This is a genomic window from Bacteroides ovatus (assembly GCF_001314995.1).
Lineage (GTDB): Bacteria > Bacteroidota > Bacteroidia > Bacteroidales > Bacteroidaceae > Bacteroides > Bacteroides ovatus.
Window position 1 is genome coordinate 2,513,267 of sequence record NZ_CP012938.1, and the last position, 26,790, is coordinate 2,540,056.

20 protein-coding genes are annotated in these 26,790 nt (G+C 44.0%); 17 read left to right on the forward strand and 3 right to left on the reverse strand.

Features of this window, described 5'->3' with window-relative positions; genetic code table 11:
- Positions 1–9: 9 nt before the first annotated feature.
- The 4 genes from Bovatus_RS10020 to rpiA all read left to right on the forward strand — a co-directional run bounded on the left by Bovatus_RS10020 (position 10) and on the right by rpiA (position 5,772).
- Positions 10–2,049 (forward strand): DUF3857 domain-containing protein, encoded by a 2,040-nt coding sequence (locus Bovatus_RS10020; RefSeq protein ID WP_004297981.1) that lies wholly within the window; start codon positions 10–12, stop codon positions 2,047–2,049.
- Positions 2,050–2,068: 19 nt separating this feature from the next.
- On the forward strand, positions 2,069–3,988 hold the full coding sequence (locus tag Bovatus_RS10025) for a transglutaminase domain-containing protein (protein ID WP_004297980.1): 1,920 nt from the start codon (positions 2,069–2,071) through the stop codon (positions 3,986–3,988).
- 80 nt (positions 3,989–4,068) lie between these two features.
- Positions 4,069–4,719, forward strand: a complete 651-nt coding sequence (gene trhA / locus Bovatus_RS10030; protein ID WP_004297979.1) for a PAQR family membrane homeostasis protein TrhA — start codon at positions 4,069–4,071, stop codon at positions 4,717–4,719.
- Between the two features lie 351 nt (positions 4,720–5,070).
- Complete coding sequence (rpiA, locus tag Bovatus_RS10035; protein WP_004297978.1) at positions 5,071–5,772, forward strand: ribose 5-phosphate isomerase A; 702 nt, start codon at positions 5,071–5,073, stop codon at positions 5,770–5,772.
- A 510-nt stretch (positions 5,773–6,282) separates the two neighbouring features.
- Here the strand turns inward: rpiA and Bovatus_RS10040 are convergent.
- Entirely contained in the window at positions 6,283–6,504 is a 222-nt protein-coding gene (locus tag Bovatus_RS10040) for a carboxypeptidase-like regulatory domain-containing protein (protein WP_004297975.1), read from the reverse strand.
- A 354-nt stretch (positions 6,505–6,858) separates the two neighbouring features.
- Here Bovatus_RS10040 and Bovatus_RS10045 point away from each other — a divergent pair, with 354 nt between their 5' ends.
- Entirely contained in the window at positions 6,859–9,816 is a 2,958-nt protein-coding gene (locus Bovatus_RS10045; protein ID WP_052587917.1) for a SusC/RagA family TonB-linked outer membrane protein, read from the forward strand.
- Between the two features lie 11 nt (positions 9,817–9,827).
- Complete coding sequence (locus tag Bovatus_RS10050) at positions 9,828–11,444, forward strand: SusD/RagB family nutrient-binding outer membrane lipoprotein (protein ID WP_004297973.1); 1,617 nt, start codon at positions 9,828–9,830, stop codon at positions 11,442–11,444.
- A gap of 243 nt (positions 11,445–11,687) precedes the next feature.
- Here Bovatus_RS10050 and Bovatus_RS10055 read toward each other — a convergent pair whose 3' ends face one another.
- Positions 11,688–12,086 carry a response regulator gene (locus Bovatus_RS10055; RefSeq protein ID WP_004297972.1) on the reverse strand — a complete coding sequence of 133 codons (399 nt, stop codon included), beginning with the start codon at positions 12,084–12,086 and terminating at the stop codon, positions 11,688–11,690.
- Between the two features lie 119 nt (positions 12,087–12,205).
- Here Bovatus_RS10055 and Bovatus_RS10060 point away from each other — a divergent pair, with 119 nt between their 5' ends.
- The 6 genes from Bovatus_RS10060 (at position 12,206) to Bovatus_RS10085 (ending at position 21,284) form a co-directional block, all read left to right on the forward strand.
- Positions 12,206–13,843, forward strand: coding sequence for an ABC-F family ATP-binding cassette domain-containing protein (locus tag Bovatus_RS10060; protein WP_004297971.1), 1,638 nt, complete (start codon positions 12,206–12,208; stop codon positions 13,841–13,843).
- Positions 13,844–13,941: 98 nt separating this feature from the next.
- On the forward strand, positions 13,942–14,352 hold the full coding sequence (locus Bovatus_RS10065) for a DUF6769 family protein (RefSeq protein ID WP_004306814.1): 411 nt from the start codon (positions 13,942–13,944) through the stop codon (positions 14,350–14,352).
- Positions 14,353–14,440: 88 nt separating this feature from the next.
- The gene (locus Bovatus_RS10070) at positions 14,441–15,676 is read left to right on the forward strand and encodes an efflux RND transporter periplasmic adaptor subunit (protein ID WP_004297968.1); all 1,236 of its coding nucleotides are present in this window, start codon (positions 14,441–14,443) and stop codon (positions 15,674–15,676) included.
- A gap of 78 nt (positions 15,677–15,754) precedes the next feature.
- Complete coding sequence (locus Bovatus_RS10075) at positions 15,755–18,853, forward strand: efflux RND transporter permease subunit (RefSeq protein WP_004297967.1); 3,099 nt, start codon at positions 15,755–15,757, stop codon at positions 18,851–18,853.
- A 157-nt stretch (positions 18,854–19,010) separates the two neighbouring features.
- The gene (locus Bovatus_RS10080) at positions 19,011–20,195 is read left to right on the forward strand and encodes a TolC family protein (RefSeq protein ID WP_004297966.1); all 1,185 of its coding nucleotides are present in this window, start codon (positions 19,011–19,013) and stop codon (positions 20,193–20,195) included.
- Positions 20,196–20,453: 258 nt separating this feature from the next.
- Positions 20,454–21,284, forward strand: coding sequence for a hypothetical protein (locus Bovatus_RS10085; RefSeq protein ID WP_004321813.1), 831 nt, complete (start codon positions 20,454–20,456; stop codon positions 21,282–21,284).
- Here the strand turns inward: Bovatus_RS10085 and Bovatus_RS10090 are convergent.
- Complete coding sequence (locus Bovatus_RS10090) at positions 21,281–22,744, reverse strand: methyltransferase RsmF C-terminal domain-like protein (protein WP_004321816.1); 1,464 nt, start codon at positions 22,742–22,744, stop codon at positions 21,281–21,283. The two genes, Bovatus_RS10085 and Bovatus_RS10090, sit on opposite strands and share 4 nt — an antisense overlap.
- A gap of 109 nt (positions 22,745–22,853) precedes the next feature.
- Here Bovatus_RS10090 and Bovatus_RS10095 point away from each other — a divergent pair, with 109 nt between their 5' ends.
- The 5 genes from Bovatus_RS10095 (at position 22,854) to Bovatus_RS10115 (ending at position 26,790) form a co-directional block, all read left to right on the forward strand.
- The gene (locus Bovatus_RS10095; RefSeq protein WP_004297962.1) at positions 22,854–23,633 is read left to right on the forward strand and encodes a DUF6249 domain-containing protein; all 780 of its coding nucleotides are present in this window, start codon (positions 22,854–22,856) and stop codon (positions 23,631–23,633) included.
- Positions 23,630–24,181, forward strand: coding sequence for an RNA polymerase sigma factor (locus tag Bovatus_RS10100; RefSeq protein ID WP_004297960.1), 552 nt, complete (start codon positions 23,630–23,632; stop codon positions 24,179–24,181). Before Bovatus_RS10095 ends, Bovatus_RS10100 begins: the two co-directional genes overlap by 4 nt.
- Positions 24,162–24,491, forward strand: a complete 330-nt coding sequence (locus Bovatus_RS10105) for a DUF5056 domain-containing protein (protein ID WP_004297958.1) — start codon at positions 24,162–24,164, stop codon at positions 24,489–24,491. Before Bovatus_RS10100 ends, Bovatus_RS10105 begins: the two co-directional genes overlap by 20 nt.
- 184 nt (positions 24,492–24,675) lie before the next feature.
- On the forward strand, positions 24,676–25,947 hold the full coding sequence (gene cls / locus Bovatus_RS10110) for a cardiolipin synthase (protein ID WP_004321820.1): 1,272 nt from the start codon (positions 24,676–24,678) through the stop codon (positions 25,945–25,947).
- A 48-nt stretch (positions 25,948–25,995) separates the two neighbouring features.
- Positions 25,996–26,790, forward strand: a complete 795-nt coding sequence (locus tag Bovatus_RS10115; RefSeq protein ID WP_004297955.1) for a thymidylate synthase — start codon at positions 25,996–25,998, stop codon at positions 26,788–26,790.

Below are 26,790 nucleotides of genomic sequence, written 5' to 3' on the forward strand. Positions count from 1 at the left end.
AACACAATTATGAGAAAACTATTTATTCTCTACGCATTTCTGTTACAATTTCTGTCGCCTGTCCACTCGCAACAAGCCACAACAGCCACCATAGAGCCCAATCTAAAGTACGGAAAACCTTCCAAAGAAGAACTATCTCTCACCTCCTATGCCCCCGACACCACCGCCACGGCTATTTATCTTTTCCATCAGGGACAAAGTGACTTCGTCTACCACGACGGTTTTCAACTGACTACCGAGCATTGGGTACGCATCAAAATCCTGAAACCGCAAGGAGTGTCATACGCCGACGTGTCCGTTCCCTACTACTCTCCCACCGATAGGGACGAAGGGAAGGAAAGAGCCAGCGACATAGAAGGCTGCTCCTACAATATGGAAAACGGGAAATGTATAAAAACGTCCATGAAACGGGAATCTATCTCTTTCGAGCGGATCAACAACCTGTATAAAATGCTAAAATTCTCTCTGCCCGCTGTCAAAGAAGGCACTGTCATCGAATATCACTACAAACTCTACTCCGACTATTTTTCACACATCGACAACTGGATGATGCAGGAAGAACTCCCGATGCTCTACAACCAGTATAAGATCACCATCCCGCATGTGTTTATCTATAACATCGAATTGCGGGGAAAAGACTACATACAAGTGAAACAAAGAGACTCCTCCATCCATGCCACGGAACGTGAGGGAGGCAGTGTAGGCGGAGTCAGCAAAGACTTCACCGTTTCGGCACAGGAAACCACCTTTACCTCACGCAACCTTCCGGCTATCCGTCAAGACGAACCCTACTGCTGGTGCCCGGAAGACTACAAGGTGCAAGTAAGTTTCGACCTGCAAGGCACGCAATTTACCCCCAACGAATACAAGCCATACAGCCAGAAATGGGAAGATGTAGACAAGCAGTTGCTCAAACCGGAAAATACACAGTTCGGCGAACACCTCTCACTCACCAACCCTTTCCGCCCTGAAACCAAACAAGCCTACAACAGCGAAATGAATTTCGAGGAGAAAATCATCTGCGCCTTCCAGGTGCTCAAAAAGAAAATGGCCTGGAACGGACGGTATCAGCTCTACAGCAAAGAGCTCGAAAAAGTAATCAAGAAAGGAAGCGGCAGTAATGCCGACCTGAATTTCATCCTTATCAGCATCCTGAAAGACTTCGGGCTGGAAGCCTATCCGGTGGTTATGAGCCGACGTTCATCAGGTATGCTGCCGTACAACTTTCCTTCTCTGCAAAAACTAAAAACATTCTTTGTTGCTATCCACGATATAAACAAACAAAAATATGTATTTTTAGACAGTTCTATGGACGTACCTGCCTTTAATATATTGCCGCTTGAATTGTCTGTAAACAAAGCACGCATGCTTTCCCTAAAAGAGAAAGAAGAAAAGAAATGGGTGAACGTGATGGCTCTTTCCCACAACAAAAGTTTTATGAAGATTGATGCTCGAATAGAGGGAAATCAAGTGAAAGGACATCGCAGCACGGTTCTCTACGGGCAGGAAGCCATCGAATATCAGGCAAATGAAAATCATAAACAGGACAATCTCGTTTCGAATCCTGAAAACAAAGTCAGCCAGAAAGAGAAACTCACTGTCACCAACCTGAAAGTGAAAAAGCAGGAAAATGACTGGGCACTGATAGAAGAAGAGTTTGACTTCGTCCTGCAAGCCGACCGAACGGACGATCACCTTTATATCAATCCAATGCTCTTTCCGCAATTGAAAAGCAATCCTTTTATCCAGACGGAACGGGTACTTCCCATCGAATTTCCCTACCCGTACAAATTCACGATGCTGTCTACGCTGACTCTCCCCGAAGGATATGAAGTGGAAGAACTTCCTCAATCACAATCTATCCGGTCGGAAGGAGACGGATTACAGTGTAAATATATGATTCAGCAACAGGGAAATACAATCCTGCTCAATTATGTATTCCACCTGAAAGGCTACATATTCCTTTCCGAACAATACAAACAACTGCAGGAACTATGGGCCAAAGTAATCGAAAAAAACAACGCACTCATCGTGCTCAAAAAAATATAAACTTTACCTGTTTACACCAATGATCCGTTCCAGCCACCCCATCCTGAAACAAAGGATATGCCGGGCATTCGGTCTGTCCTGTGTCCTTATCTGCCTAAGTCTGCACATACAGCCGGCATGTGCACAGGATATTCTCAAGGATGCCAATTCCGTTATCGTTGAAGCACGCACAGAGGTTCTCTGCAAATCTATGACCCAATCCATAGAAAAAGAAAGCCTGACAATCAGCGTCCTCAACCGTAAAGGATTGGAGGCAGCCCGTTTCTTCTGCGGATGTGACATGTTCCGTTCTTTGCAGAAATTCTCCGGAGAAATCCTCAATGCCACCGGACAAAGTGTACGTAAGATAAAGAAATCCGAACTACAGAAAAGTGAATACAGCTCTTCGCTTACCACGGACGATTATTTTTATTATTACGAATGTAATCATCCTTCTTTCCCTTTCACAGTGAAATACGAATGGGAAATGAAATGCAACAACGGACTAATCGGTTATCTCCCTTTTGTCCCGCAGGCAGAATTTAACCAGGGAGTGGAGAAAGCGACTTACCGGATCGAGCTGCCCGCAGGACAAGGATGCAGATACCGCGAACTGAACACGCAGGGAAAAGAAATCGAAGTGAAGGAGTCCACCGGAGCCGACGGGAAGCAAGTGATCGAAGCCACCGCTTCCAAGCTCTCTCCCATCATCAAAGAACCTTTCGGTCCGGATTTCGCCGAGCTATTTCCACGTGTCTACTTTGCTCCCTCCGCTTTCAAGTACGACAAGTCGGAAGGCGATATGAGCAGCTGGCAAAAGTACGGAGAATGGCAATACCAACTGCTCAACGGACGCGACCTGCTCACCGAACCTTTCCGCGCCAAGCTGCACGAACTGACAGCCAGCTGCACTACCGACCGGGACAAGGTGAAAGCAATCTACGATTATCTGGCCAAAACCACCCGTTACGTGAGCATCCAACTAGGCATCGGAGGTTTACAGCCCATTGCCGCCGCCGATGTTTGCCGCACGGGATTCGGCGACTGTAAAGGATTGTCCAATTACACCCGCGCCATGCTGAAAGAGTTGGGAATTGCTTCCACTTATACAGTCATCAGCACCACCAACGAGCGCTTGCTACCAGACTTCTCCAGTGCCAACCAGATGAATCACGTCATCCTGCAAGTTCCGCTTCCCCAAGATACGCTCTGGCTGGAATGTACAAATCCATCGCTTCCCTTCGGCTATGTCCACCAAGACATTGCGGGACACGACGCCTTACTCATCGAACCGACCGGCGGCCAGATGTATCGCCTGCCCACCTATCCCGACTCGCTGAACACACAGCACATCGTTGCCAACATCACCCTCTCCCCCACAGCCGAGGCACGGATAGAGGTGAACGAAATCTCCCGGATTTTTCAATATGAGAATGAAGCAGGCATCGTCTATTTGGAGCCTAACAAACAGAAAGACCGCATCCGTTCAAGCATCAACTTATCCCAAGCCGATATTCAGAACCCGCAAATCAGCGAGTGCAAGGAACCCAATCCGTCTATCACCTTCGACTACACTGCCACCAGCAATCAATACGGGCATAAAACGGGCAACCGTCTGTTTATCCCCACCAATGTGTTCCGAAAAGAATTCAGTGTTCCTCCTGTGACGAAGCGCACCTATCCCATTTACATCAACTACGGATACACAGATACCGACAGCATCCGCATCCAACTGCCGGAAGGATATGTAATCGAAGGACTTCCGAAACCGCTTGACGTGAAAAGCAAGTTCGGCAGTTTCCATTCCGGTATTCAGGTGAAAGATAAGGAAATCTACATCACTCACCGATTGTTTATGCGCAAAGGGGTTTACAGTCCGGATGAATATGCGGCATTCATTGATTTCCGCAAGCAAGTGGCAGGACAATATGGAGGAAAAATCATTTTAAAAAAAGAATAAGGAGGGAAACGCTTTACAGAAAATAAAGTATCTTTGCGACTCAACATTTTTTGTGACTTAACCATTCAAAAAAAGGAACATTGAAGAACAAACGATACAATCATATAGAAGAATGGGCAAATACCCTTAGCCACGGAATAGGCATCCTGCTTGGAATCGTGGCCGGATATTTCCTATTGGAAAAGGCTTCCGAGAATATGGAACCGCAGTGGGCAGTTGCTTGTGTATCCGTCTATCTGGCGGGGATGCTTTCCTCTTATATCAGTTCTACGTGGTATCACGGCAGCCGTCCGGGGAAACTGAAAGAGTTGCTCCGCAAATTCGATCATGGAGCTATCTACCTGCACATCGCGGGCACCTACACTCCTTTCACGCTACTTGTCCTGCGGCATGCCGGCGGATGGGGATGGGGAATCTTCGCTTTCGTCTGGCTGTCGGCTATCGCCGGTTTCATTCTTAGCTTCAAAAAGCTGAAAGAACACAGCAATCTCGAAACGGCTTGTTACGTAGGTATGGGCGCCTGTATATTGGTAGCCATGAAACCTTTGTTAGATCATCTGGGAGAACTGGGAGCCACTACCGCTTTTTGGTGGCTGATTGGCGGAGGAGTTTCGTATATTGTGGGAGCTGTTTTTTATTCATTGCGCAAACCCTATATGCATGCCACTTTCCACTTGTTTTGTCTGGGAGGCAGCATCGGGCACATCATTGCCATCTGGCTGATTCTGTAAGGAATGGTAGGGACAAAAAAAAGGCTATCTATCCCAGACAGCCAATCTTTGTTAACCTTAAATCTAATACTATGAAAAACACAGTACAAAGATACGGACTTTTCGGTCATCTCCAAATTTTCAGGCCAAAGCAGCCTAACTTATAACACGGTTTAATAAAAAGCAGAGGTTCGTTAACGTTTAACGCAATAAAGTTAAAAATTAACGAATCGTTTATTAACGATTTAAATGATTGAATTGCCGCTAATGAGTTTTTTCCTTCTGAATTTGAAACGAACAAACAAACAGATTCACAAATTCGTTATATAGAAAAGAGGAACTTAAAACGAAAACGATTTAGAACGCAAATTTATGGATTGGAAAAATCACCTGATAAAACACCTGCAATGGTCGGACTCCATCATCAACCGGGAGGCAAAAGAACACGTAGCCCGTGAAATTGCCGCCACGGCAAAAGACGGAGATGTGATAGGAGCCGGCTCCGGCTCTACAGTCTACCTGACTCTGTTCGAACTCTCACGACGAATTCGTGAAGAGTACTTGCATATCGAAGTGATTCCCGCCTCACAAGAAATCTCGATGACCTGCATACAGCTAGGCATCCCCCAAACTACCCTCTGGAACAAACGCCCCAACTGGACATTCGACGGAGCGGACGAAGTAGATCCGCAACAGAACTTGATTAAGGGACGTGGCGGAGCGATGTTCAAAGAGAAACTACTGATTAGAAGCAGCCGCAAAACGTTCATCATCATCGACCCCAGCAAGCGTGTGAATCAGCTGGGAAGCAAATTTCCCATCCCTGTAGAGGTCTTTCCGGACTCACTGACTTATGTAGAGCATGAGTTGCAGCGACTGGGTGCCTCGGAGATTGTTCTTCGTCCCGCTCGTGGCAAAGACGGACCTATCTTTACAGAAAACGGCAACTTTATCCTCGACACCCGTTTCAACTACATCGACTCTTCGCTCGAAGAACAACTGAAGGCAATCACCGGTGTTATAGAGAGCGGACTTTTCATAGGTTATGACATCAAAGTGATCGTGGCGGAATAAAATAACACAAGCTGAAAATCCCATTTTGCAAAGACGTAAATTTGATTTGTTCTAATGCAAATTAAATAGTATAGCTTTACCTTTATTTTAGTTAGTAGAACTAGGTTATCTGACACCCGGGTCTCAGACATACCGACACCCGGGTGTCAGGCATCATGAGACCCGGGTGTCAGACAACTTATACTTGCAGTCTTTTGCATTCTTCTTTACTATCACTCATAATTTCAATCACTATTAGATTGTAACATTTAACTCATACCTCCAAAACACGAATATTAAAAACGCCTAGATAAAGAAAAACACCGGGAAATTTATTAAAAATTTGGGTAGAATATTAATCCCTTCTCAAAAATCAATGAGAAGCAAAGACTACTAAATTGATAAGAATTGATAAAGGAAGTTTCAATAAAAGAAACCGGAAGAATAGGTTAATTTTTAAAATCCGAAACAAAAACATTGAAAAACAACAAGATAGGAGAAAAAAAGCAGAAGGAAAGGAGAAAAGAAAAATCAATAAGTCTTAGCAGAACTTGGTACATTCGTGATTGTAAACTTACCGTCAATATCAGTGATAGTACCAAGGGTAGTGCCATTCACCAATATTGAAGCACCTACGACAGGTTGCCCATCTTCTTCAGAGGTAACCAAACCGGTAACTCTGGATGTTTGCGCTGTCACCAGACCTATACCTATAAAAAGGAAGGTCATTAAGAACATCAATTTTCTTTTCATAAATTCTCTCTTAAATTTAACCTATAAACAGATTTTTTGTCTCTAACAGGTTGCAAAGATAACACGAATTATGACAAATCGAAAAAAGTGTTACGTATTTAACTAAAAAGTATCGTTTTGAAAGCAATAAGTTTCTAAAAACTGATAGGTTAAAACAACTTCTTTTAAATTTAGCATCTTTTAAAAGATAGTTTCTGTCATAAAGATAGCACCAAAATCAGGCTTTTCAAGAAAAAGAGAACATTATTACCTCCAAAACGGTATCTTTTTATCATTTTGCACCTTCAAAAGGGTTAAAGAACTATTAACAATGATAAAGGCAGAAACTTCTACATACCAAGTTCTGCTAAAACTTTGCGCGTTTCTTATGTAGGAATGATTTCGCAAGACGTTTCCATCAAACCGGGAGTGATAAAAGTTGTTTTGAAAAGCGACGCGAAGGCACTGGATGAGGTTGTGGTGACAGCCATGGGTATCTCACGCGAGAAAAAAGCACTGGGCTACGCCGTTCAGGACGTAAAATCAGATCAACTGACGCAAGCTGCCAACTCTAATCTGGCGGGAGCGTTGCAAGGTAAGGTGTCCGGTTTGGACGTGAAGCCTTCAAGTGGTATGCCGGGAGCTTCTTCACAGATCACCATCCGTGGTGCACGTTCTTTCTCGGGTGACAACACTCCGCTTTACGTTATCGACGGAATGCCGGTGACCAGTACTCCTGACGTTAGCACAGATATCCAGAACAATGGTAGTGTGAGCGGAGCGGACTTCGCCAACCGTGCAGTGGATATCGACCCTAATGATATTGAAAGTATCAACATTTTGAAAGGTCAGGCTGCTTCTGCGCTTTATGGTATCCGTGCTTCCAATGGTGTGATTATCATCACGACCAAAAGTGGTAAAGGATTGGAAAAAGGCAAACCGCAGGTTAGCTTCTCTTCTAATGTCAGCTTCGATGTAGTCGGCCGTCTGCCGGAGTTCCAGAAAACATACGCACAAGGTTCGGGTGGAAAATTCAGTCCCACTTCGGGAACCTCTTGGGGACCTAAAATTTCCGAACTTCCCAACGATGCAACGTATGGTGGTAACACGGACAACAAATACACTCAACAGTACGGTAAGCAACAGGGAAAATATTATGTACCCCAACGTGCGTCAGCCGGTCTTGACCCATGGGCCACTCCACAGGCATACGACAATGCCAAAGATTTCTTCGATACAGGAATTACCTGGAGCAACTCACTGAATGTCGCGCAGATGCTCGAAAAAAGTTCCTACTCTATCTCATTGGGAAATACGCACCAGGACGGTATTATCTCAAGCACCGGTATGGATAGATATAATGTAAAGGTTAGTGCCGACACCAAACTGACTAGTAACTGGAGTTCCGGATTTACAGCCAACTACATCACTACTTCCATCGACAAGGCAGTGACTTCCGGTAACGGTCTGTTGAGAACGGTTTACGCAGCTCCTCCCAGTTATGATCTGGCCGGAATTCCAAGCCATGTAGACGGCAACCCGTACACACAAAATTCTTTCCGTGGTAGCTTTGACAACGCTTATTGGGCGATGGAAAATAATAAATTCACAGAAGATACCAACCGTTTCTTCGGAAACGTATATACAAGCTATCAGACTGATTTCGGCACAACTAACCACAAGTTGAACGCAAAATACATGGTCGGTGTGGATGCTTACACTACTCACTACGTAGACAGCTACGGATATGGTAGTAACACTGGTGGCGGTCGCGGACAGATCGAGAACTACGGCTGGACAAACGCTACATATAACTCATTGCTGACCATCAACTACGACTGGCACATTAATGAGGACTGGGGACTGAATGCGGTAGTGGGTAACGAAATTATCCAAAGCAACAGAAAGAAGTATTATGAATATGGTACGAACTACAACTTCCCGGGATGGAACCACATCAACAACGCCACTACTCAACAGACAGAAGAAGAGACATGGAAAAACCGCACGGTGGGATTCTTCGGTAACGTATCAGCTTCTTACAGAAATATGCTTTATCTGACCCTCACCGGACGTCAGGACTACGTATCTAATATGCCACGTAAGAACCGCTCATTCTTCTATCCTTCTATTTCGGCTGGTTTTATCCTGACGGAATTGGATGCATTGAAAAACAATGTCGTTAATCACGCTAAATTGAGAGTATCTTATGCGGAAGTAGGACAGGCAGGAGATTTCCTCGAAAACTACTACTCGACTCCGACATACGGAGGTGGTTTCTATATGCTGACTCCAATCATGTACCCGATGAAAGGCACTACCGCCTATACTCCGTACTACACGATTTTCGACCCGAAACTGAAACCGCAGAACACACGTTCGTATGAAGTGGGTGCTGACGTGAACTTCCTCGATAACTTAATCACATTCAGTTATACGTACTCACGCCAGAATGTAAAAGACCAGATTTTCGAAGTGCCTTTGGCTTCTTCTACCGGTGCTAGCAAACTACTCACCAACGGTGGAAAGATTCATACCAACACGCATGAATTCACTCTCGGCTTCAACCCCATCCGAACGAAGAATATCAATTGGGATTTTGCATTCAACTGGACAAAGATCGACAACTACGTAGATGAACTGGCACCGGGTGTAGAAAATATCTCCCTGGGTGGTTACGTTACTCCACAGGTACGCGCTTCAGCAGGTGAAAAATTCCCTGTAATCTATGGTGTAGGTTTCAAGAGAGATGAAAACGGCAATCGTCTGGTAGACGAAAACGGTCTTCCTATTGCTGGTGAAGCACAGGTAATCGGCAAGGTTTCTCCGGACTTCCTGATGGGCTTCAACACCACATTACGCTTATGGAAGTGTACTATCAGCGCAGTACTCGACTGGAAACAGGGTGGGCAGATGTACAGTAGAACAACCGGACTGGCAGACTACTATGGTGTCAGCAAGAGAACGGAAAATCGTGAAGGTACTATCATCTTCGACGGATATAAAACTGATGGAACTAAAAATGATATCGCCATCACTGGTGCAAACGCACAACAGGTATATTACAGCCGTCTGAACGATATCGACGAATCTTCAGTGTATGACAACTCTTTCATCAAACTGCGTGAAGTAGCTGTCAACTACAAAATTCTTCAAAAGCGTTCAATTGAACTTTCTGTGAATGCATTTGCCAGAAACATCTTGATCTGGGCACAATTGCCCGACCTCGATCCGGAAGCCAGTCAGGGTAACAACAACATGGCAGGAGCATTTGAAGATTATTCAATGCCGCAAACAGCTAGTTTCGGCCTTGGTTTCAACATTAAATTTTAATCTGCAAGACAATGAAAAAATATAAATCAATAGGAAAATTGCTAGCAGTTTCTTTCTTGACTGCTGCCATTGCTTCTGCTTGTACAGAAGATGCAATGGATAAAATCAATGAAAACCCTAACAATCCGCTGGATGCGCCCGCTAAGTTTTTGATTACGGACTTAGGCGTAAACACTGGATTCAGTACTGTCGGAGGGGATTTCTCACTCTACTCTTCTGTTTACATAGAACATGAAACGGGTATATCCAATCAGCTTTACCGCGCGGAAGTACGCAGCGGAGAGCCTACAACGGCTACTACTTATAATAACGCATGGATTAACGTGTATGCAAATATAAAGAACGCTAAAATCGTTATCAAGAAGTGCGAAGAAGATCCCTCGGAAAAAGGAAACGTAGTGACGGAAGCGATTGCTAAAATCCTGCTCGCCTACAATGGAGCGGTGGCAGCTGATGTGTTCGGAAACACACCGTACAGCCAGACTGGTATCCTCAATCCGGACGGTACACCGATGTATATGCAACCTAAAATAGATACACAGGAAAGTATCTATCAGGAAGTGATGCAGAACTTGGATGATGCTATCACTCTACTGAATAACGGTACTGCCAAAGATACAGGGTTATCCGGTGCAGTCGGTTCTAAAGACTTGATCTATGGTTCAAACACCAGTACACAGGCAAGTATGTGGCTTAAAACGGCCTATGCGTTAAAAGCACGCTATACAATGCGTCTGCTCAATAAAAGTGCCAATAAGACGACAGATCTTCAGAATATTCTTACTTATGTAAGCAAATCATTCGCCAATGCAAGCGAAGAATGTAAGCTGGCTATTTATGATGCTGATGCACAACTAAATCCACTTTGGGCATTCAGCTACAGCCGTAACAGTCTGGCAGCCAGTGCAAGCCTGATTGAAAAATTTGTTGAACGCAATGACCCCAGAGCACCGCAAGCGTTTCTGGAACCAGACCCTAGCGGAAACTTCCCTGCCGGTTACGCAAGTGGCACGCAAGCTACGGACATCGCAGGCATCAAAGCGGCTCCTAACGGAACTCCGCAAGAGTTACAGAACAATTATGGTATGTCGATGATATCATGGGCTATGTCGGCTCCTACTCTTTTAATCAGCTATCACGAAGTGAAATTCCTTGAGGCAGAAGCATTATGCCGCTTGGGAGGCAGACTGGACGAAGCTAAGAGTGCATTGAAAGCTGCAATTACCGCCGGATTCGAAAATCTGGAAAACTCAATTATAGATGCCGCTGATACTTGGGTAGCTGATGGCGACAGCGATTTGGGTGCAGATGTGGCAGAAGCATATTTCACGGATGAAGTGGAACCGTTATTCGATGCTAATCCTCTGCAAGAGACAATGATACAGAAGTATCTTGCTTTCTTCGGCGCATCCGGCGAATCACTGGAAGCCTATAATGACTACCGCCGTCTGAAAGGTGCAGGAGAAAACTTCATTGTACTGAAAAACCCGCAGAACAGCAGTAAATTCCCATTGCGCTTCGGTTATGGAGCAGACGATGTATTGGCAAATCCTGAAGTGAAAGCTGCTTTCGGTGATGGACAGTACGTATATAGCGAGGCCGTATGGTGGGCTGGCGGAAACAAATAATGAACTTAAAATCTCTCAAAGGAGAGACTTTACATAGAGTCGTTTCTGTACTCTAACAAATTAACAGAGACGAACAAAAATAGGCCAACCGTGAGGTTCGCCTATTTTATTTTATCCAAATGCATTAGATGAAGTTAGGTCAATACCATTTTTCTACCCAACCATACTTTTTTTCCATGCTTTTACGTTTTTAACGCTTAAGCATTTTTTGATAAATTAAAAAAAATCTCGTAAGAATCAATCTTACCACTGCAAGTCTGGTAAATATTTACTCAACGTAGTGCGGAGAATACCCAAGGTGATAGGTTTCACTAATACTTCAGTTGCTCCTGCATTCATTGCATTTTCCTTATCCGAGCTAAAAGCATAAGCCGTCTGCATGATAATAGGAATTTCTGTGTTAGATTCACGGATTATCTTCGTTGCTTCCAATCCGTTCATCACCGGCATCTTAATATCCATTAGCATTGCTTTGGCTCTTTGCTGGTGTTGCTGAAACAACTCCACCATTTCCTGGCCATTTTTAGCCCACTCGATATCACACTTTTTGCCTATGATAGCCTTGATTAATTTAAAGTTGCTGTCATCGTCTTCAGCTACCAAAATTAAAGGTCTGAATTCATTCATTTGTTCGCTTTCCATATCGCTTATATATTGTTTTTTTTATCTGTTTTTTTAGAGCTATCTTCCTTTTCAGCCCGCAAGGTATAAAAAATATTCATATATTTCGCTATCTTTGCGCCTCAATTTAAAAGAATAGTATGATTTCTGTTGACGGACTAGCCGTAGAGTTTGGCGGCACTGCTTTATTTAGTGATATTTCTTTCGTAATTAATGAAAAAGACCGCATCGCTCTGATGGGCAAAAACGGGGCTGGAAAAAGTACGCTGCTGAAGATTTTGGCAGGCGCACGGCAACCGACACGTGGAAAAGTTTCCGCACCCAAAGATTGCGTAGTAGCATACCTGCCTCAACATCTGATGACGGAAGACGGAAGAACAGTGTTTGACGAAACGGCACAGGCTTTTTCACATCTTCATGAGATGGAAGCGCAGATCGAAAAGTTGAACAAGGAGCTTGAAACACGGACGGACTACGAGAGCGACAGTTACATGGCGCTGATCGAGGAAGTGTCCAGCTTGAGCGAGAAGTTTTATTCAATCGATGCTACTAATTATGAAGAGGATGTGGAAAAGGCATTGCTTGGATTAGGATTCACCCGAGGAGATTTCCAACGCCAGACGAGTGATTTCAGCGGTGGATGGCGAATGCGTATCGAACTCGCCAAATTGCTGTTGCAGAAACCGGATGTGCTCTTGCTCGATGAGCCGACGAATCATCTGGATATCGAATCTATTCAATGGCTGGAGGATTTTCTTATTAATAATGGAAAAGCGGTCATTGTAATTAGTCACGACCGTAAATTCGTGGATAATATTACAACACGCACCATCGAAGTAACGATGGGACGTATCTATGATTACAAGGTAAATTACTCGCAATATTTGCAGCTGCGCAAGGACCGCCGCGAACAGCAACAGAAGGCTTATGACGAGCAGCAGAAGTTTATTGCTGAAACGAAGGAGTTTATCGAACGGTTCAAGGGGACTTATTCAAAGACGTTGCAGGTGCAGAGCCGTGTCAAAATGCTGGAGAAGCTGGAATTACTCGAAGTGGACGAGGAGGATACTTCTGCATTGCGACTGAAATTCCCGCCTTCACCCCGTTCGGGCAGTTACCCGGTCATCATGGAGGGTGTTGGAAAGACATACGGAGACAAAGTGGTATTCCGCAATGCTAATCTGACGATTGAGCGTGGTGATAAGGTAGCTTTCGTTGGTAAGAACGGTGAGGGTAAGTCTACGCTCGTGAAGTGTATCATGAAGGAGATTGAGCATGACGGTACATTGACTCTCGGACATAATGTGCAAATTGGATATTTCGCTCAAAATCAGGCTTCGTTGATGGATGAAAACCTGACGGTTTTCCAAACGATTGACGATGTAGCCAAAGGGGATATCCGGAACAAGATTCGTGATTTGCTGGGAGCGTTTATGTTTGGCGGTCCCGAGGAATCGATGAAAAAGGTCAAAGTGCTTTCGGGTGGAGAGCGTACCCGTCTGGCTATGATTAAATTATTGCTGGAACCTGTCAACCTCCTGATTTTAGATGAGCCGACGAATCATCTGGACATGAAAACGAAAGATATTCTGAAACAGGCATTGCTGGATTTTGATGGTACGCTGATCGTCGTTTCACACGACCGTGACTTCCTTGACGGGCTGGTTACCAAGGTGTATGAGTTCGGTAATCAAAAGGTGACGGAACATCTTTGCGGTATCTATGAGTTCCTCGAAAAGAAGAAAATGGATTCGTTGCAAGAACTGGAAAAGAAATAATAAATAATAAAAAGAGGGTATCGGCTACAGGCGAAATAAAAGTATTTGTATATTTGCACTTTGAAGCTCTGAAAAGCGGATAACCTCTAAAAGAAAGGATGAAAGGGAAGAAACGAATTATAGTAACTCTGCTGTTTTTTATCAACATTATTATGTTGGTGGCAGCGGTTATTCCCCATCATCATCACCCCAACGGAATGATTTGCATGAAGCAGGACTTGCCTGTAGAACAGCAATGTCCCACGCATCATCATCACCCGGGAAACGACTCATGTTGCAGCAGTGAATGTATGACTCGTTTCTACTCTCCCACTCCATCCATACATACGGATAGCGGACCGGATTACGTATTCATCGCTACCTTATTCACGGATGTAATCATCGAGCATTTATTACGACCGCAAGAGAAACGGATTAAAAACTATTACGTTTACCGAGACTCTCTGCATGGTACGGATACTCATCGTACCACTTCTCTTCGTGCCCCTCCCTACTCTGTTTTTGCGTAAAAGCGTAAATGCAAATTAGTTGCATCTGCGCTACCTTATCTTTGTAGCGTAAAAAGAAAACAGTAAAATTTAGTAGGAAAATATCATTATGAAAAAACTTATTTTCGTGGGAATCCTGGGCTTATTCGTGCTGGGATCCTGTAATAATAGTACCGTCACACACACACACGATGAACACAATCATGCCGCGGAAGGACATAATCACGAGGCAGAAGGACCCGATCATTCCCATGAAGGCGAATGTAGCGGAGAACACAATCATGAAGCAGCCGATGAATACAACGAAGCTGCCGAAGCCCACAGTGATGAAATCATTCTTCCGAAAGCGAAAGCTGAAGCAGCCGGTGTAAAGGTGAGCGTTATTGAACCTGCACCTTTCCAGCAAGTAATTAAAACCAGCGGACAGGTGCTGGCTGCTCAAGGGGATGAATCGGTTGCCGTAGCTACAGTAGCCGGCGTGGTATCTTTCCGTGGAAAAGTAACGGAAGGAATGAGCGTCGGCAGCGGCACTCCGCTAGTCACTATTTCTTCAAAGAATATCGCCGATGGTGATCCGGTGCAACGAGCCCGCATTGCCTACGAGGTATCTAAGAAGGAGTACGAACGTATGAAAGATCTTGTTAAAAACAAGATTGTATCTGACAAGGATTTTGCACAGGCAGAGCAAAGTTATGAAAATGCCCGCCTTAGTTACAAAGCCCTTTCCAAGAATCATTCGGCTATCGGACAAAACATTACGGCTCCTATTGCCGGATATGTGAAAAGTATTCTCGTGAAAGAAGGTGACTATGTGACAATCGGACAACCGCTGGTAAGCGTGACGCAGAACCGTCGTCTTTTCCTCCGTGCCGAAGTGTCGGAAAAGTATTACCCGTATCTCCGCACCATCAGTTCCGCCAATTTCCAGACTCCTTATAATAATCAGGTGTACGAGTTGAAAGCATTGAACGGTAAACTTCTCTCTTTCGGAAAAGCTGCCGGAGACAATTCTTTTTATGTGCCTGTCACTTTTGAGTTCGACAACAAAGGGGAAGTGATTCCCGGCTCATTTGTGGAGGTATTCCTGCTTTCTTCAGTAATGGAAAACGTGATTTCTCTTCCGCGCACCGCGCTGACAGAGGAACAAGGCATATTCTTCATATATCTGCAACTGGACGAAGAGGGTTATAAAAAACAGGAAGTAACGATAGGAGCCGACAACGGCAAAAGCGTTCAAATCCTAACTGGTGTAAAGGCTGGCGACCGTGTAGTGACCGAGGGTGCTTATCAGGTTCGACTGGCAAGCGCAAGCAATGCAATCCCGGCACACAGCCACGAACACTAAAGAGACTAGGCGTCGCAACCGTTTTTTTTGTGCGGCGCATCTATCAAGTTATTTATAACTCTCAATTAATGAAATATCATGCTTAATAAAATTATACATTACTCCCTACACAACCGGTTGGTTGTAGTTTGTGCGGCCATCCTCCTGCTTATTGCGGGAACGTACACCGCCATGCATACGGAAGTAGACGTATTCCCCGACCTAAATGCACCTACGGTAGTAATCATGACCGAGGCGAACGGTATGGCTGCGGAAGAAGTTGAACAGCTCGTTACTTTTCCTGTTGAAACTGCCGTAAACGGAGCTACGGGTGTGCGCCGTGTCCGCTCTTCCTCTACTAACGGATTTTCCGTTGTTTGGGTAGAATTTGATTGGGGAACGGATATTTATCTCGCTCGTCAGATTGTTAGTGAGAAATTAGCGGTGGTCAGCGAATCGCTGCCGGTCAATGTCGGCAAACCGACTCTTGGACCACAGTCTTCTATCTTAGGCGAAATGCTCATCATCGGTCTGACTGCCGACTCCACTTCCATGCTCGATCTTCGCACGATTGCGGACTGGACCATCCGTCCACGCCTGCTGTCTACCGGAGGAGTGGCACAAGTGGCTGTGCTCGGAGGAGATATCAAAGAATATCAGATTCAGCTAGATCCCGAACGGATGCGTCATTACGGCATCTCGATGGGAGAAGTGATGGCTGTAACACAGGATATGAACCTAAATGCCAATGGAGGTGTGCTCTATGAATTCGGAAATGAATATATTGTACGTGGTGTACTCTCCACTTCGAAAACAGAGCAACTTGGCAAAGCGGTAGTAAAGACAGTGAATAACTTCCCTGTCACGCTGGAAGATATTGCAAACGTAACCATCGGCCCGAAGGCTCCGAAACTGGGTACTGCTTCAGAACGCGGCAAATCTGCCGTCCTGATGACTGTTACCAAGCAACCGGCTACCAGCACACTGGAACTGACGGACAAACTGGAAGCATCTCTGAAAGACCTCCAGAAAAATCTGCCGCCGGACGTAAAAGTTTCAACGGACATATTCCGTCAAAGCCGCTTTATCGAAAGCTCCATCGGCAATGTGAAGAAATCACTCTTTGAAGGAGGTATTTTCGTTGTCATCGTGCTTTTCCTGTTCCTGGCAAATGTACGTACTACGCTGATCTCATTGGTGACACTGCCTCTTTCCCTGCTCGTTTCGATCCTGACTTTACACTACATGGGGCTGACAATCAACACCATGAGTCTTGGAGGTATGGCGATAGCTATCGGCTCATTGGTAGACGACGCCATTGTCGATGTGGAAAACGTATATAAACGACTGCGGGAGAACCGCCTGAAAGTGGAAGCAGAAAGACTAAGTACGCTCGAAGTGGTATTCAATGCGTCGAAAGAGGTGCGCATGCCTATCCTTAATTCAACGTTGATTATCGTAGTCAGCTTTGTTCCGTTATTTTTCTTGAGCGGCATGGAAGGCAGAATGTTGGTTCCACTAGGTGTTGCTTTTATCGTGGCCCTGTTTGCGTCTACGATAGTTGCCCTGACACTAACTCCGGTACTCTGCTCTTATCTATTAGGAAGCAATAAGACGAACAAGGAACTGAAAGAAGCTCCTGTTGCCCGCTGGATGAAAGGGATTTATGAAAAAGCACTGACTTGGGTACTGGCACATAAACGTGTGACTCTCGGAAGTACAATCGGACTTTTTGTAGTTGCCCTCGGAGTGTTTTTCACACTTGGACGCAGCTTCCTTCCTTCGTTCAATGAAGGATCGTTTACTATCAATATCAGTTCTCTGCCAGGTATTTCGCTGGAAGAAAGCAACAAAATGGGACATCGTGCCGAAGAGTTATTGATGACAATTCCCGAAATACAAACGGTAGCCCGGAAAACGGGACGTGCCGAATTGGATGAACATGCGTTAGGAGTCAATGTTTCTGAAATAGAAGCTCCGTTCGAATTGAAAGACCGCTCGCGCAGTGAACTGGTAGCTGATGTACGTGAAAAATTAGGTACGATCACCGGAGCAAACATAGAAATCGGACAACCGATCAGCCACCGTATCGACGCAATGCTATCGGGTACGAAAGCGAATATTGCTATCAAATTATTCGGTGATGACCTGAATAAAATGTTTTCACTCGGTAATCAAATCAAAGGAGCGATCAGTGACATTCCCGGTGTTGCCGACCTGAACGTGGAACAACAGATTGAACGTCCGCAGCTGAAAATACAGCCTAAACGGGAAATGCTGGCTAAGTTCGGTATTACCCTGCCGGAATTTTCGGAATATGTGAATGTAGCTTTGGCTGGAAAAGTGATCTCACAAGTGTATGAACAGGGCAAGAGTTTTGACCTGATCGTAAAAGTGAAGGATGATGCCCGGGATGAAATAGAGAAAATCCGTAACCTGATGGTAGACACGAACGACGGCCGCAAAGTTCCTTTGAGCTATGTAGCGGAAGTGGTATCGGCCATGGGTCCGAATACGATCAACCGCGAGAATGTGAAACGTAAAATTGTCATTTCCGCCAATGTGGCCGATCGTGACTTGCGCAGTGTTGTGAATGATATTCAGAAACGTATCGACACATCGGTACAATTACCCGAAGGTTATCATATCGAGTATGGTGGACAGTTTGAAAGCGAGCAGGCTGCCAGCCGGACATTAGCGTTGACTTCATTTATCAGTATCGTGGTTATCTTCCTGTTGCTGTACAATGAGTTCCGCAGTGTGAAAGAATCCGGGGTTATCTTGCTGAATCTTCCGCTGGCACTGATCGGTGGTGTATTTGCTTTGGTGATTACAACAGGAGAAGTCAGTATTCCGGCTATCATCGGTTTCATTTCCTTGTTCGGTATTGCAACGCGTAACGGTATGTTACTCATCAGTCACTACAATCATTTGCAAAAGGAAGAAGGTTTGAATGTATATGATAGTGTGATTCAAGGTTCTCTCGACCGCCTGAATCCGATTTTAATGACGGCATTGTCTTCTGCACTGGCACTGATTCCATTGGCACTTGCCGGCGACTTGCCCGGTAACGAAATTCAAAGTCCGATGGCAAAAGTGATTCTAGGAGGATTATTAACGTCTACTTTTTTGAACGGTTTTATCGTTCCGATTGTTTATCTGATGATGCATCGGAAAAAGGCCCAGAAAAGCCTGTAGAGAGGGATATTTTTCCTCGGTGAGAAAACCATCGTTCCCCGGTGAGGAAACAAGTGTTTCTCGGTGAGGAACGGGTCGTTCCTCGGTGTCAAACAAATAGATGCCTTATCATAAAGTATCTATCAACAATAGCTTGTAATAAATAAAGAAATTAGAAATGAAACAAATCATGACCATAAGCGCTGCACTTCTTTTCTTAACCATAGGTGAAGTGCAAGCCCAAAACGGAATTGAACAGGTATTGAAGAATATCGAAACGAACAATAAGGAGTTGCAGGCAAACGAGCAACTGATTACCTCGCAGAAGCTGGAAGCCAAAACGGATAATAACTTGCCTGACCCTACTCTCTCTTACGCGCATCTATGGGGAGCAAAAGATAAAAGCGAAACAATCGGTGAGCTGGTTGTTTCACAAAGCTTTGATTTCCCTAGTTTATACGCCACACGTAACAAGTTAAACCGTCTGAAAGCCGGAACTCTTGACAGTCAGTCGGATGTTTTTCGTCAGGAGAAACTGTTACAGGCAAAAGAACTTTGCCTGGACATTATCATGCTTCGTCAGCAAAAGCATATTTTGGAGGAACGTCTCCGCAATGCGGAAGAACTTGCTAAAATGTACGCCAAGCGTCTCCAAACAGGGGATGCAAATGCTCTCGAAACCAATAAAATCAACTTGGAACTGTTGAATGTCAAAACGGAAGCGTCTCTGAACGAAACGGCACTTCGCAATAAGCAGCAGGAACTGAATACGCTGAATGGTAATATTCCAGTGGTTTTCGAAGAAAATCAATATCCGACTATACCGTTCCCAAGCGATTACCAAATGTTGAAATCAGAAGTCATGGCTACAGACCGTACCTTAATGGCACTAGGCAACGAGAGCCTCGTTGCCCATAAACAGATTGCTGTCAATAAATCCCAATGGCTGCCAAAGCTAGAACTCGGCTACCGTCGGAATACAGAGACTGGTGTGCCTTTCAACGGTGTAGTGGTGGGCTTTTCCTTCCCGCTTTTCGAAAATCGGAATAAGGTGAAAATTGCTAAAGCGCAGGCACTCAACATCGACTTGCAAAAGGATAATGCTACACTACAAGTGGAATCTGAATTGGCACAACTTTACCGGGAAGCGAAAACGCTGCATGCTTCAATGGAAGAATATAGCAAGACTTTCCAGTCTCAACAAGATTTGGCATTGCTGAAACAAGCTTTGACAGGTGGACAAATTAGTATGATCGAGTACTTCGTTGAAGTATCGGTGATCTATCAAAGTCATCAAAATTATCTGCAATTGGAAAATCAGTACCAAAAGGCAATGGCACGGATTTACAAAAGCAAGCTATAAATAGTACATAAAAACCCTTTAGGTATGGGTTACGCTGAACATACTAATTTCTATTTTTAAGTTATATAAGTATATTTATATAATAAATTAGGCACGGATTACACAGAATTCACGGTCTTTAGTATTGTCATAACTATAAAGCAACAGTGTTAATCCGTGTAATTCGTGCCTAAATATATCTCCTCTCTTTTTCTTCAAATTCCGACTGGATATTTCAAAACAATACATTACATTTGCAACGAACATAAAATCTGAATTATGAGACCTAAACATTTCTATTTATTCATGTTATGCTGCATCCTTACGCTACTAAGTGGCTGTAAAGATGATGACGACAATCCACTGCGTTTTTACAACAGTGAATACGAAGTACCTATGGGTGGCAGACGTTACCTCGGCCTGGAAAGCGGAAATGGTGACTACTCACTTGCAGTGAAAGACACACGCATCGCAAGTGCCGGAACTGAAACTGGCTGGAGTGGAGTACCTGCCGGACGTATGATTTATGTAACCGGTATCCTCACCGGAACGACTTATCTGACAGTAACAGACAACGCCACACAAGAAACCTGCACTTTACCAATCAAGGTGGTCGATAATTACGAAAATATGGAGTTGCTACGCAGCTACTTGTCTAACTTACCCAACGGAGATGCGAATCTTCTACCCGGTATTTCCGACATTTTTCTGATTAACAACCACGCACGGGATGCTTATTTTTTCAAACAAGGAGAACAGACCGCCTTTTCATCCGGACTTGAATTAATAACCCAAGGAAGTTACAAACTGGAAAAAGAAGAAGGAGACGATAAGAAAATGACACTAACCCTCACTTTTTCGGAAGATATGGCAACACCTGTTTCCGATCATAAATTCATAATATGGGGAAACTCGTACTTATTTCATCGGTTGGATAAAAGCCTAAATCTGAACTGGAACACTCCGCCCATTGGAGAAACGCGGACATCACCTGCACCTCCTCCTTCCTACACGCTGGAAGAAATAGCTGAAGGCACAGAAATCGGAAAAGGCAGACAGCTTAGCTTTAGTCTTTCCCAACAGGAAATACCTGCGGGAATACTGCCTTAATCAGTAACGTATTCTGATAAGATGCGTATATTTTCCGGTAAGTATCCACTACGGATGCGCCATTCTTGCGGATAAAGATTATTGGCACGATTGCCGATGTTCTTCACAAATCCGAGAGGAATATGCCGATAAGTAAGCAAAACATATCCACGAGGGGCTGTTACCGGTAAGGTAATGGCCTCTTTTCGTAAATATGTGATGGCCTGTTCATAACTTATTTCTTCCGTAGCGAATGCTTCCCGGCATAAAAGTGAGGTACACATTGCCAACGCATGGTTAGGGATCAAATCCTTTCCTTTCACTTCGCCTATTTCAATCCCTGCCGACACGATTTTCAGGCTTTGTTTCATCGTCGCCAATTCATTAGTATAGTACTGTGAGAAAGCTCGGATATTTGTTCCTTCCGCCAATAAAATATACTTGTCCGAATTTTCATCATTCAACCAACTTTTAGCCATATTCAGATATTCTTTCGATACAGGAGAAGATGCTGCTGTTCCTTTCTTATCCTTCTTCTTGAAAGCTTTCTCTTTGGCGGAAGAAGATACTGGGATCTCTTCTTCCGTCTCCGGCTTACGAAAAGCCACCAGAAAAAAGCCTTCACCTTTCGTCTTATGAGGGAAAAAATGATAGACGGGAATAGAAGATTTAGAATGATCCCCTTTATCTGACAAAAGATCTCCTGTTATATTCCAATTCTCCTGCACCTGCACAGTTAATGGTTCGCCCCCATACTCTTGTTGAATCCAACGTGCATTCTCTTCATCCTCTTTTGTATTAAATGTACACGTACTATATATAAGAATACCTCCGGGCTTCAACGCATCCCAGATATCTGCAATAATCCGTCGCTGGCGCTGCCAACAGATTTCCACATTCTCGGGGCTCCACTCTTCCACAGCTACCGGGTCTTTACGGAACATACCTTCACCGGAACAAGGAACATCTGTAAGAATCACATCAAAGAAAGAGAGTAAAGCCGAAAAATCTGCCGGATCATTATTGGTCACTACCACATCCGGATGTCCCCACTTCGTCAGGTTTTCAGCAAGAATCTGCGAACGATTCCGGATTACCTCATTGGCTACCAACAGGCTCCCTTCGGGAAGTACACTACGGGCATGAGTCGATTTTCCACCGGGAGCCGCACAAAGATCCAACATCTTCACCGGTCCCGTGATATATTGCCGGAGTACCTGCTCCACAAACATGGAAGAAGCTTCCTGAACATAATAACAGCCTGCATGGAATAAGGGATCGAACGTGAAAGTGAGACGCTCCTCCAAATAGAATCCTTCGGAAGACCAAGGTACTTTATCCGATAAAGAATGATTGATTTTCAATTGATTCAACCGGATGCTAACCGGTGGTTCCTGTTGGAGGGCAACAGCCAGTTTGTCGTATTCTTCATCGCCCAATAGAGCGCGGGTGTAGTCTATAAAAGAAGCAGGTAATTCCATCTTTCGTTTATTAATTTCCGCAAATATCAAAAATATTTCGTCTCTTTGCAACTTTCTATGATATTAACTACGTCTAACAGATAAAGAAATAAATTAAAAAACTATTGATATGAAAAATTTTCTATTAGCATTGATGGTTGTACTGACCACTTGCACACTGGCTGTTGCCCAGACCACCGTTGTTCGTGATTCCATCGGGAAAGTAAAAGTAACTGTGACCAAAGACAATAAAGCAAATACGAACAATACTGCTGTCACAGTGATTGGTGTAGACACAGCAGATGCTGATTCTGCAGACGTAAATGCAAACTCAAGTAATGTTAGCACCACTCATGGCAAAGCCAGCTTCACATTCGATTCGGATGACAGCGATTTCCCCTTCCACAATGTTAGTGCCGGCGGAGGTATTCTGGTAGCAATCATTGCAATCATTGCTGTATTCGGATTTCCGGTATTCATTCTATTTGTAATCTTCTTCTTCCGTTATAAAAACCGGAAAGCACGTTATCGCCTTGCCGAACAGGCACTTGCTGCCGGCCAACCGCTTCCGGCAGAGTTTATCCGCGAAAACAAAACAGTCGATTCGCGTTCACAAGGCATCAAGAACACCTTTACGGGTATCGGTCTTTTCATCTTCCTCTGGGCAATCACCGGCGAATTCGGAATTGGAGCTATCGGCTTACTCGTTACATTCATGGGTATCGGACAATGGATTATCGGTAGCAAACAACAGACTCAAGACACAAATGCTACCCGGATGCATACGGGTAATAAGGATGAAAAAAAGAACCCGAATAACGTTAGAACCGATAGTTTCGAAATCATCCCTTCCGAATCCGAAGAGAAAGACAAAGGAGTAAACGAAGAAAAGAACGACGAGAATAAATGAGCCAACTCAATGATATATCGTTAGTCGCACAGGTCGTGGTGTTCAAGAACACCAGGGCCTTTGACCAGTTGGTGAAGGAGTATCAGTCGCCCATCCGACGATTCTTCCTGAACCTGACTTGCGGCGACAGCGAATTGAGTGACGACCTTGCGCAAGATACATTTATTAAAGCGTATACGAACATTGCCTCTTTCCGGAACTTGTCAAGTTTCTCTACGTGGCTGTATCGTATTGCTTATAATGTTTTTTATGATTATATTCGCAGCCGGAAAGAGACAGCCGACTTGGATACAAGAGAAATAGACGCCATCAACAGCACCGAACAGGAGAATATCGGGCAAAAAATGGATGTCTACCAGTCGCTCAAAATGCTTAAAGAAGTGGAAAGAACCTGCATCACGTTGTTCTACATGGAGGACATTAGTATCGACAAAATTGCAGGGATTGTAGGAGTACCGTCAGGGACAGTGAAAAGCCATCTGTCACGCGGGAAAGAAAAATTAGCAACGTATTTAAAACAAAACGGTTATGACAGAAATAGACAATGATAAGCTCTTGCGCGATTTCTTCGCAGAAAACAAGCAGGAAATAGCAGATAACGGATTCAGTCGCCGTGTCATGCACCACTTACCCGATCGTAGTAATCGCCTGGCTCGTATCTGGAGCGCTTTCGTGATGACTGTGGCGGCCGCACTTTTTGTATGGTTAGGTGGATTGGAAGCAACTTGGGGAACCATAAGAGAAGTATTTATCGGTATGATTAATCATGGCACTTCAAGCCTTGATCCGAAGTCAATTATTATCGCAGCTGTTGTACTATTATTCATGGCTACACGAAAGGTAGCTTCTATGGCATAAACAAAATAGATACAGATTAAAAGTCCGAAGTATAAGTTCCCCGGACTTTTATATTCTTGAGTTAAATAATTCTTTATCCCTCTTTTTGTGTTAAACAATAATAAATCTACCCTTCACTCCAAGTAAGCCCAAACATAGATGTTGTATATTTGTTGCTCTGTAAACTAAAATAGAGAGAAGAGTTTTGAAGTTACGTATATTTATTTTATTTCTGTTCCTGCCTTTATTACATGTTCAGGCAGATGTCATCGACAGTCTGATGACGCAGCCCAGAGACTCAATCGGACTAACAAGTGATTCCCTAGTATTGCATTTCTTGGAAGAATCGGGAATCCCTATATCTGATAATAATAAAGTAAAACTGCTAAAAAGCGGGCGGGAGAAATTTATCGATTTATTTGAGGCCATCCGGGAAGCTAAACACCATGTTCATCTGGAATATTTCAACTTCCGAAATGACTCCATTGCCAATACTTTATTCACTTTGTTAGCCGAAAAAGTGAAGGAAGGAGTTGAAGTACGAGCTATGTTTGATGCTTTCGGAAACTGGTCGAACAATAAACCGCTTAAAAAGAGACATCTCAAAAAAATACGTGAACAAGGAATCGAAATCGTAAAGTTTGACCCGTTCACCTTCCCTTATATCAATCACGCCGCTCACCGGGATCATCGTAAAATAGCTGTTATCGATGGAAAAGTAGCATATACAGGCGGAATGAATATCGCGGATTATTATATCAACGGACTACCCAAAATCGGAACCTGGCGTGATATGCACATGCGTATCGAAGGAGATGCCGTCAATGATTTGCAGGAGATTTTCCTGACTATCTGGAACAAAGAGACTAAACAGAATATAGGAGGAGAAGCTTATTTTCCTCAACATCAGGAACAGACAGACAGCACGAATATCGTTGTAGCAATTGTAGACCGTACCCCGAAAAAGAATAGCCGTATGTTGAGTCATGCCTATGCCATGAGCATTTACTCGGCACAAAAGAATGTTCATATTGTTAATCCTTATTTTGTACCGACCTCTTCCATCAAAAAGGCATTGAACCGTACAATCGACCGGGGAGTAGATGTAACAATCATGGTTTCCTCCGCTTCCGATATCCCGTTTACTCCGGATGCTGCACTTTACAAGTTACATAAACTAATGAAAAGAGGAGCTACTGTCTATATGTACAACGGAGGATTCCACCATTCAAAAATAATGATGGTAGACGACTTGTTCTGTACAGTCGGTACTGCCAACCTGAACAGCCGCAGTCTACGATATGACTACGAAACCAACGCTTTCATTTTTGATAAAAAAACAACCGGTGAATTGAATAATATGTTTCGAAATGATATCGAGCATTGCACCCAACTGACACCGGAATTTTGGAAAAAGCGTTCTCCATGGAAGAAGTTCGTCGGCTGGTTTGCTAATTTATTCACTCCATTTTTGTAATTTTGTACGGAAAATCATTTTCACCACAGATTATGCAACTTATTCATTATGAAACAATATCTGGATTTACTCAATCGTGTACTTACCGAAGGCACGAAAAAAGATGATCGTACCGGAACCGGAACAATCAGTATCTTCGGTCATCAAATGCGTTTTAACCTTGATGAAGGCTTCCCGTGCCTGACAACCAAAAAACTGCATCTGAAATCAATCATATACGAATTGCTTTGGTTTCTGCAGGGAGATACAAATGTGAAATACCTTCAGGAACATGGAGTACGTATTTGGAACGAATGGGCGGATGAAAATGGTGACCTAGGGCATATCTATGGCTACCAATGGCGTTCATGGCCTGACTATAACGGTGGATTTATCGACCAGATCAGTGAAGTGGTGGAAACAATCAAACATAATCCGGATTCACGCCGTATCATTGTAAGTGCTTGGAATGTAGCAGATTTGAATAATATGAATTTGCCTCCCTGCCATGCTTTTTTTCAGTTTTATGTAGCAGACGGACGATTGAGTCTGCAACTGTATCAACGCAGTGCTGATATTTTTCTTGGTGTTCCTTTTAATATTGCTTCATACGCATTATTGCTGCAAATGATGGCACAAGTGACGGGATTGAAAGCCGGAGATTTTGTCCACACCTTTGGTGATGCGCATATCTACCTGAACCATTTGGAACAAGTGAAGCTCCAATTATCACGCGAACCTCGCCCATTGCCACAAATGAGAATCAATCCGGACGTGAAAAGCATCTTCGATTTTAAATTTGAGGACTTCGAGTTAGTAAACTATGATCCGCATCCGCATATTGCAGGAGCAGTAGCCGTGTAA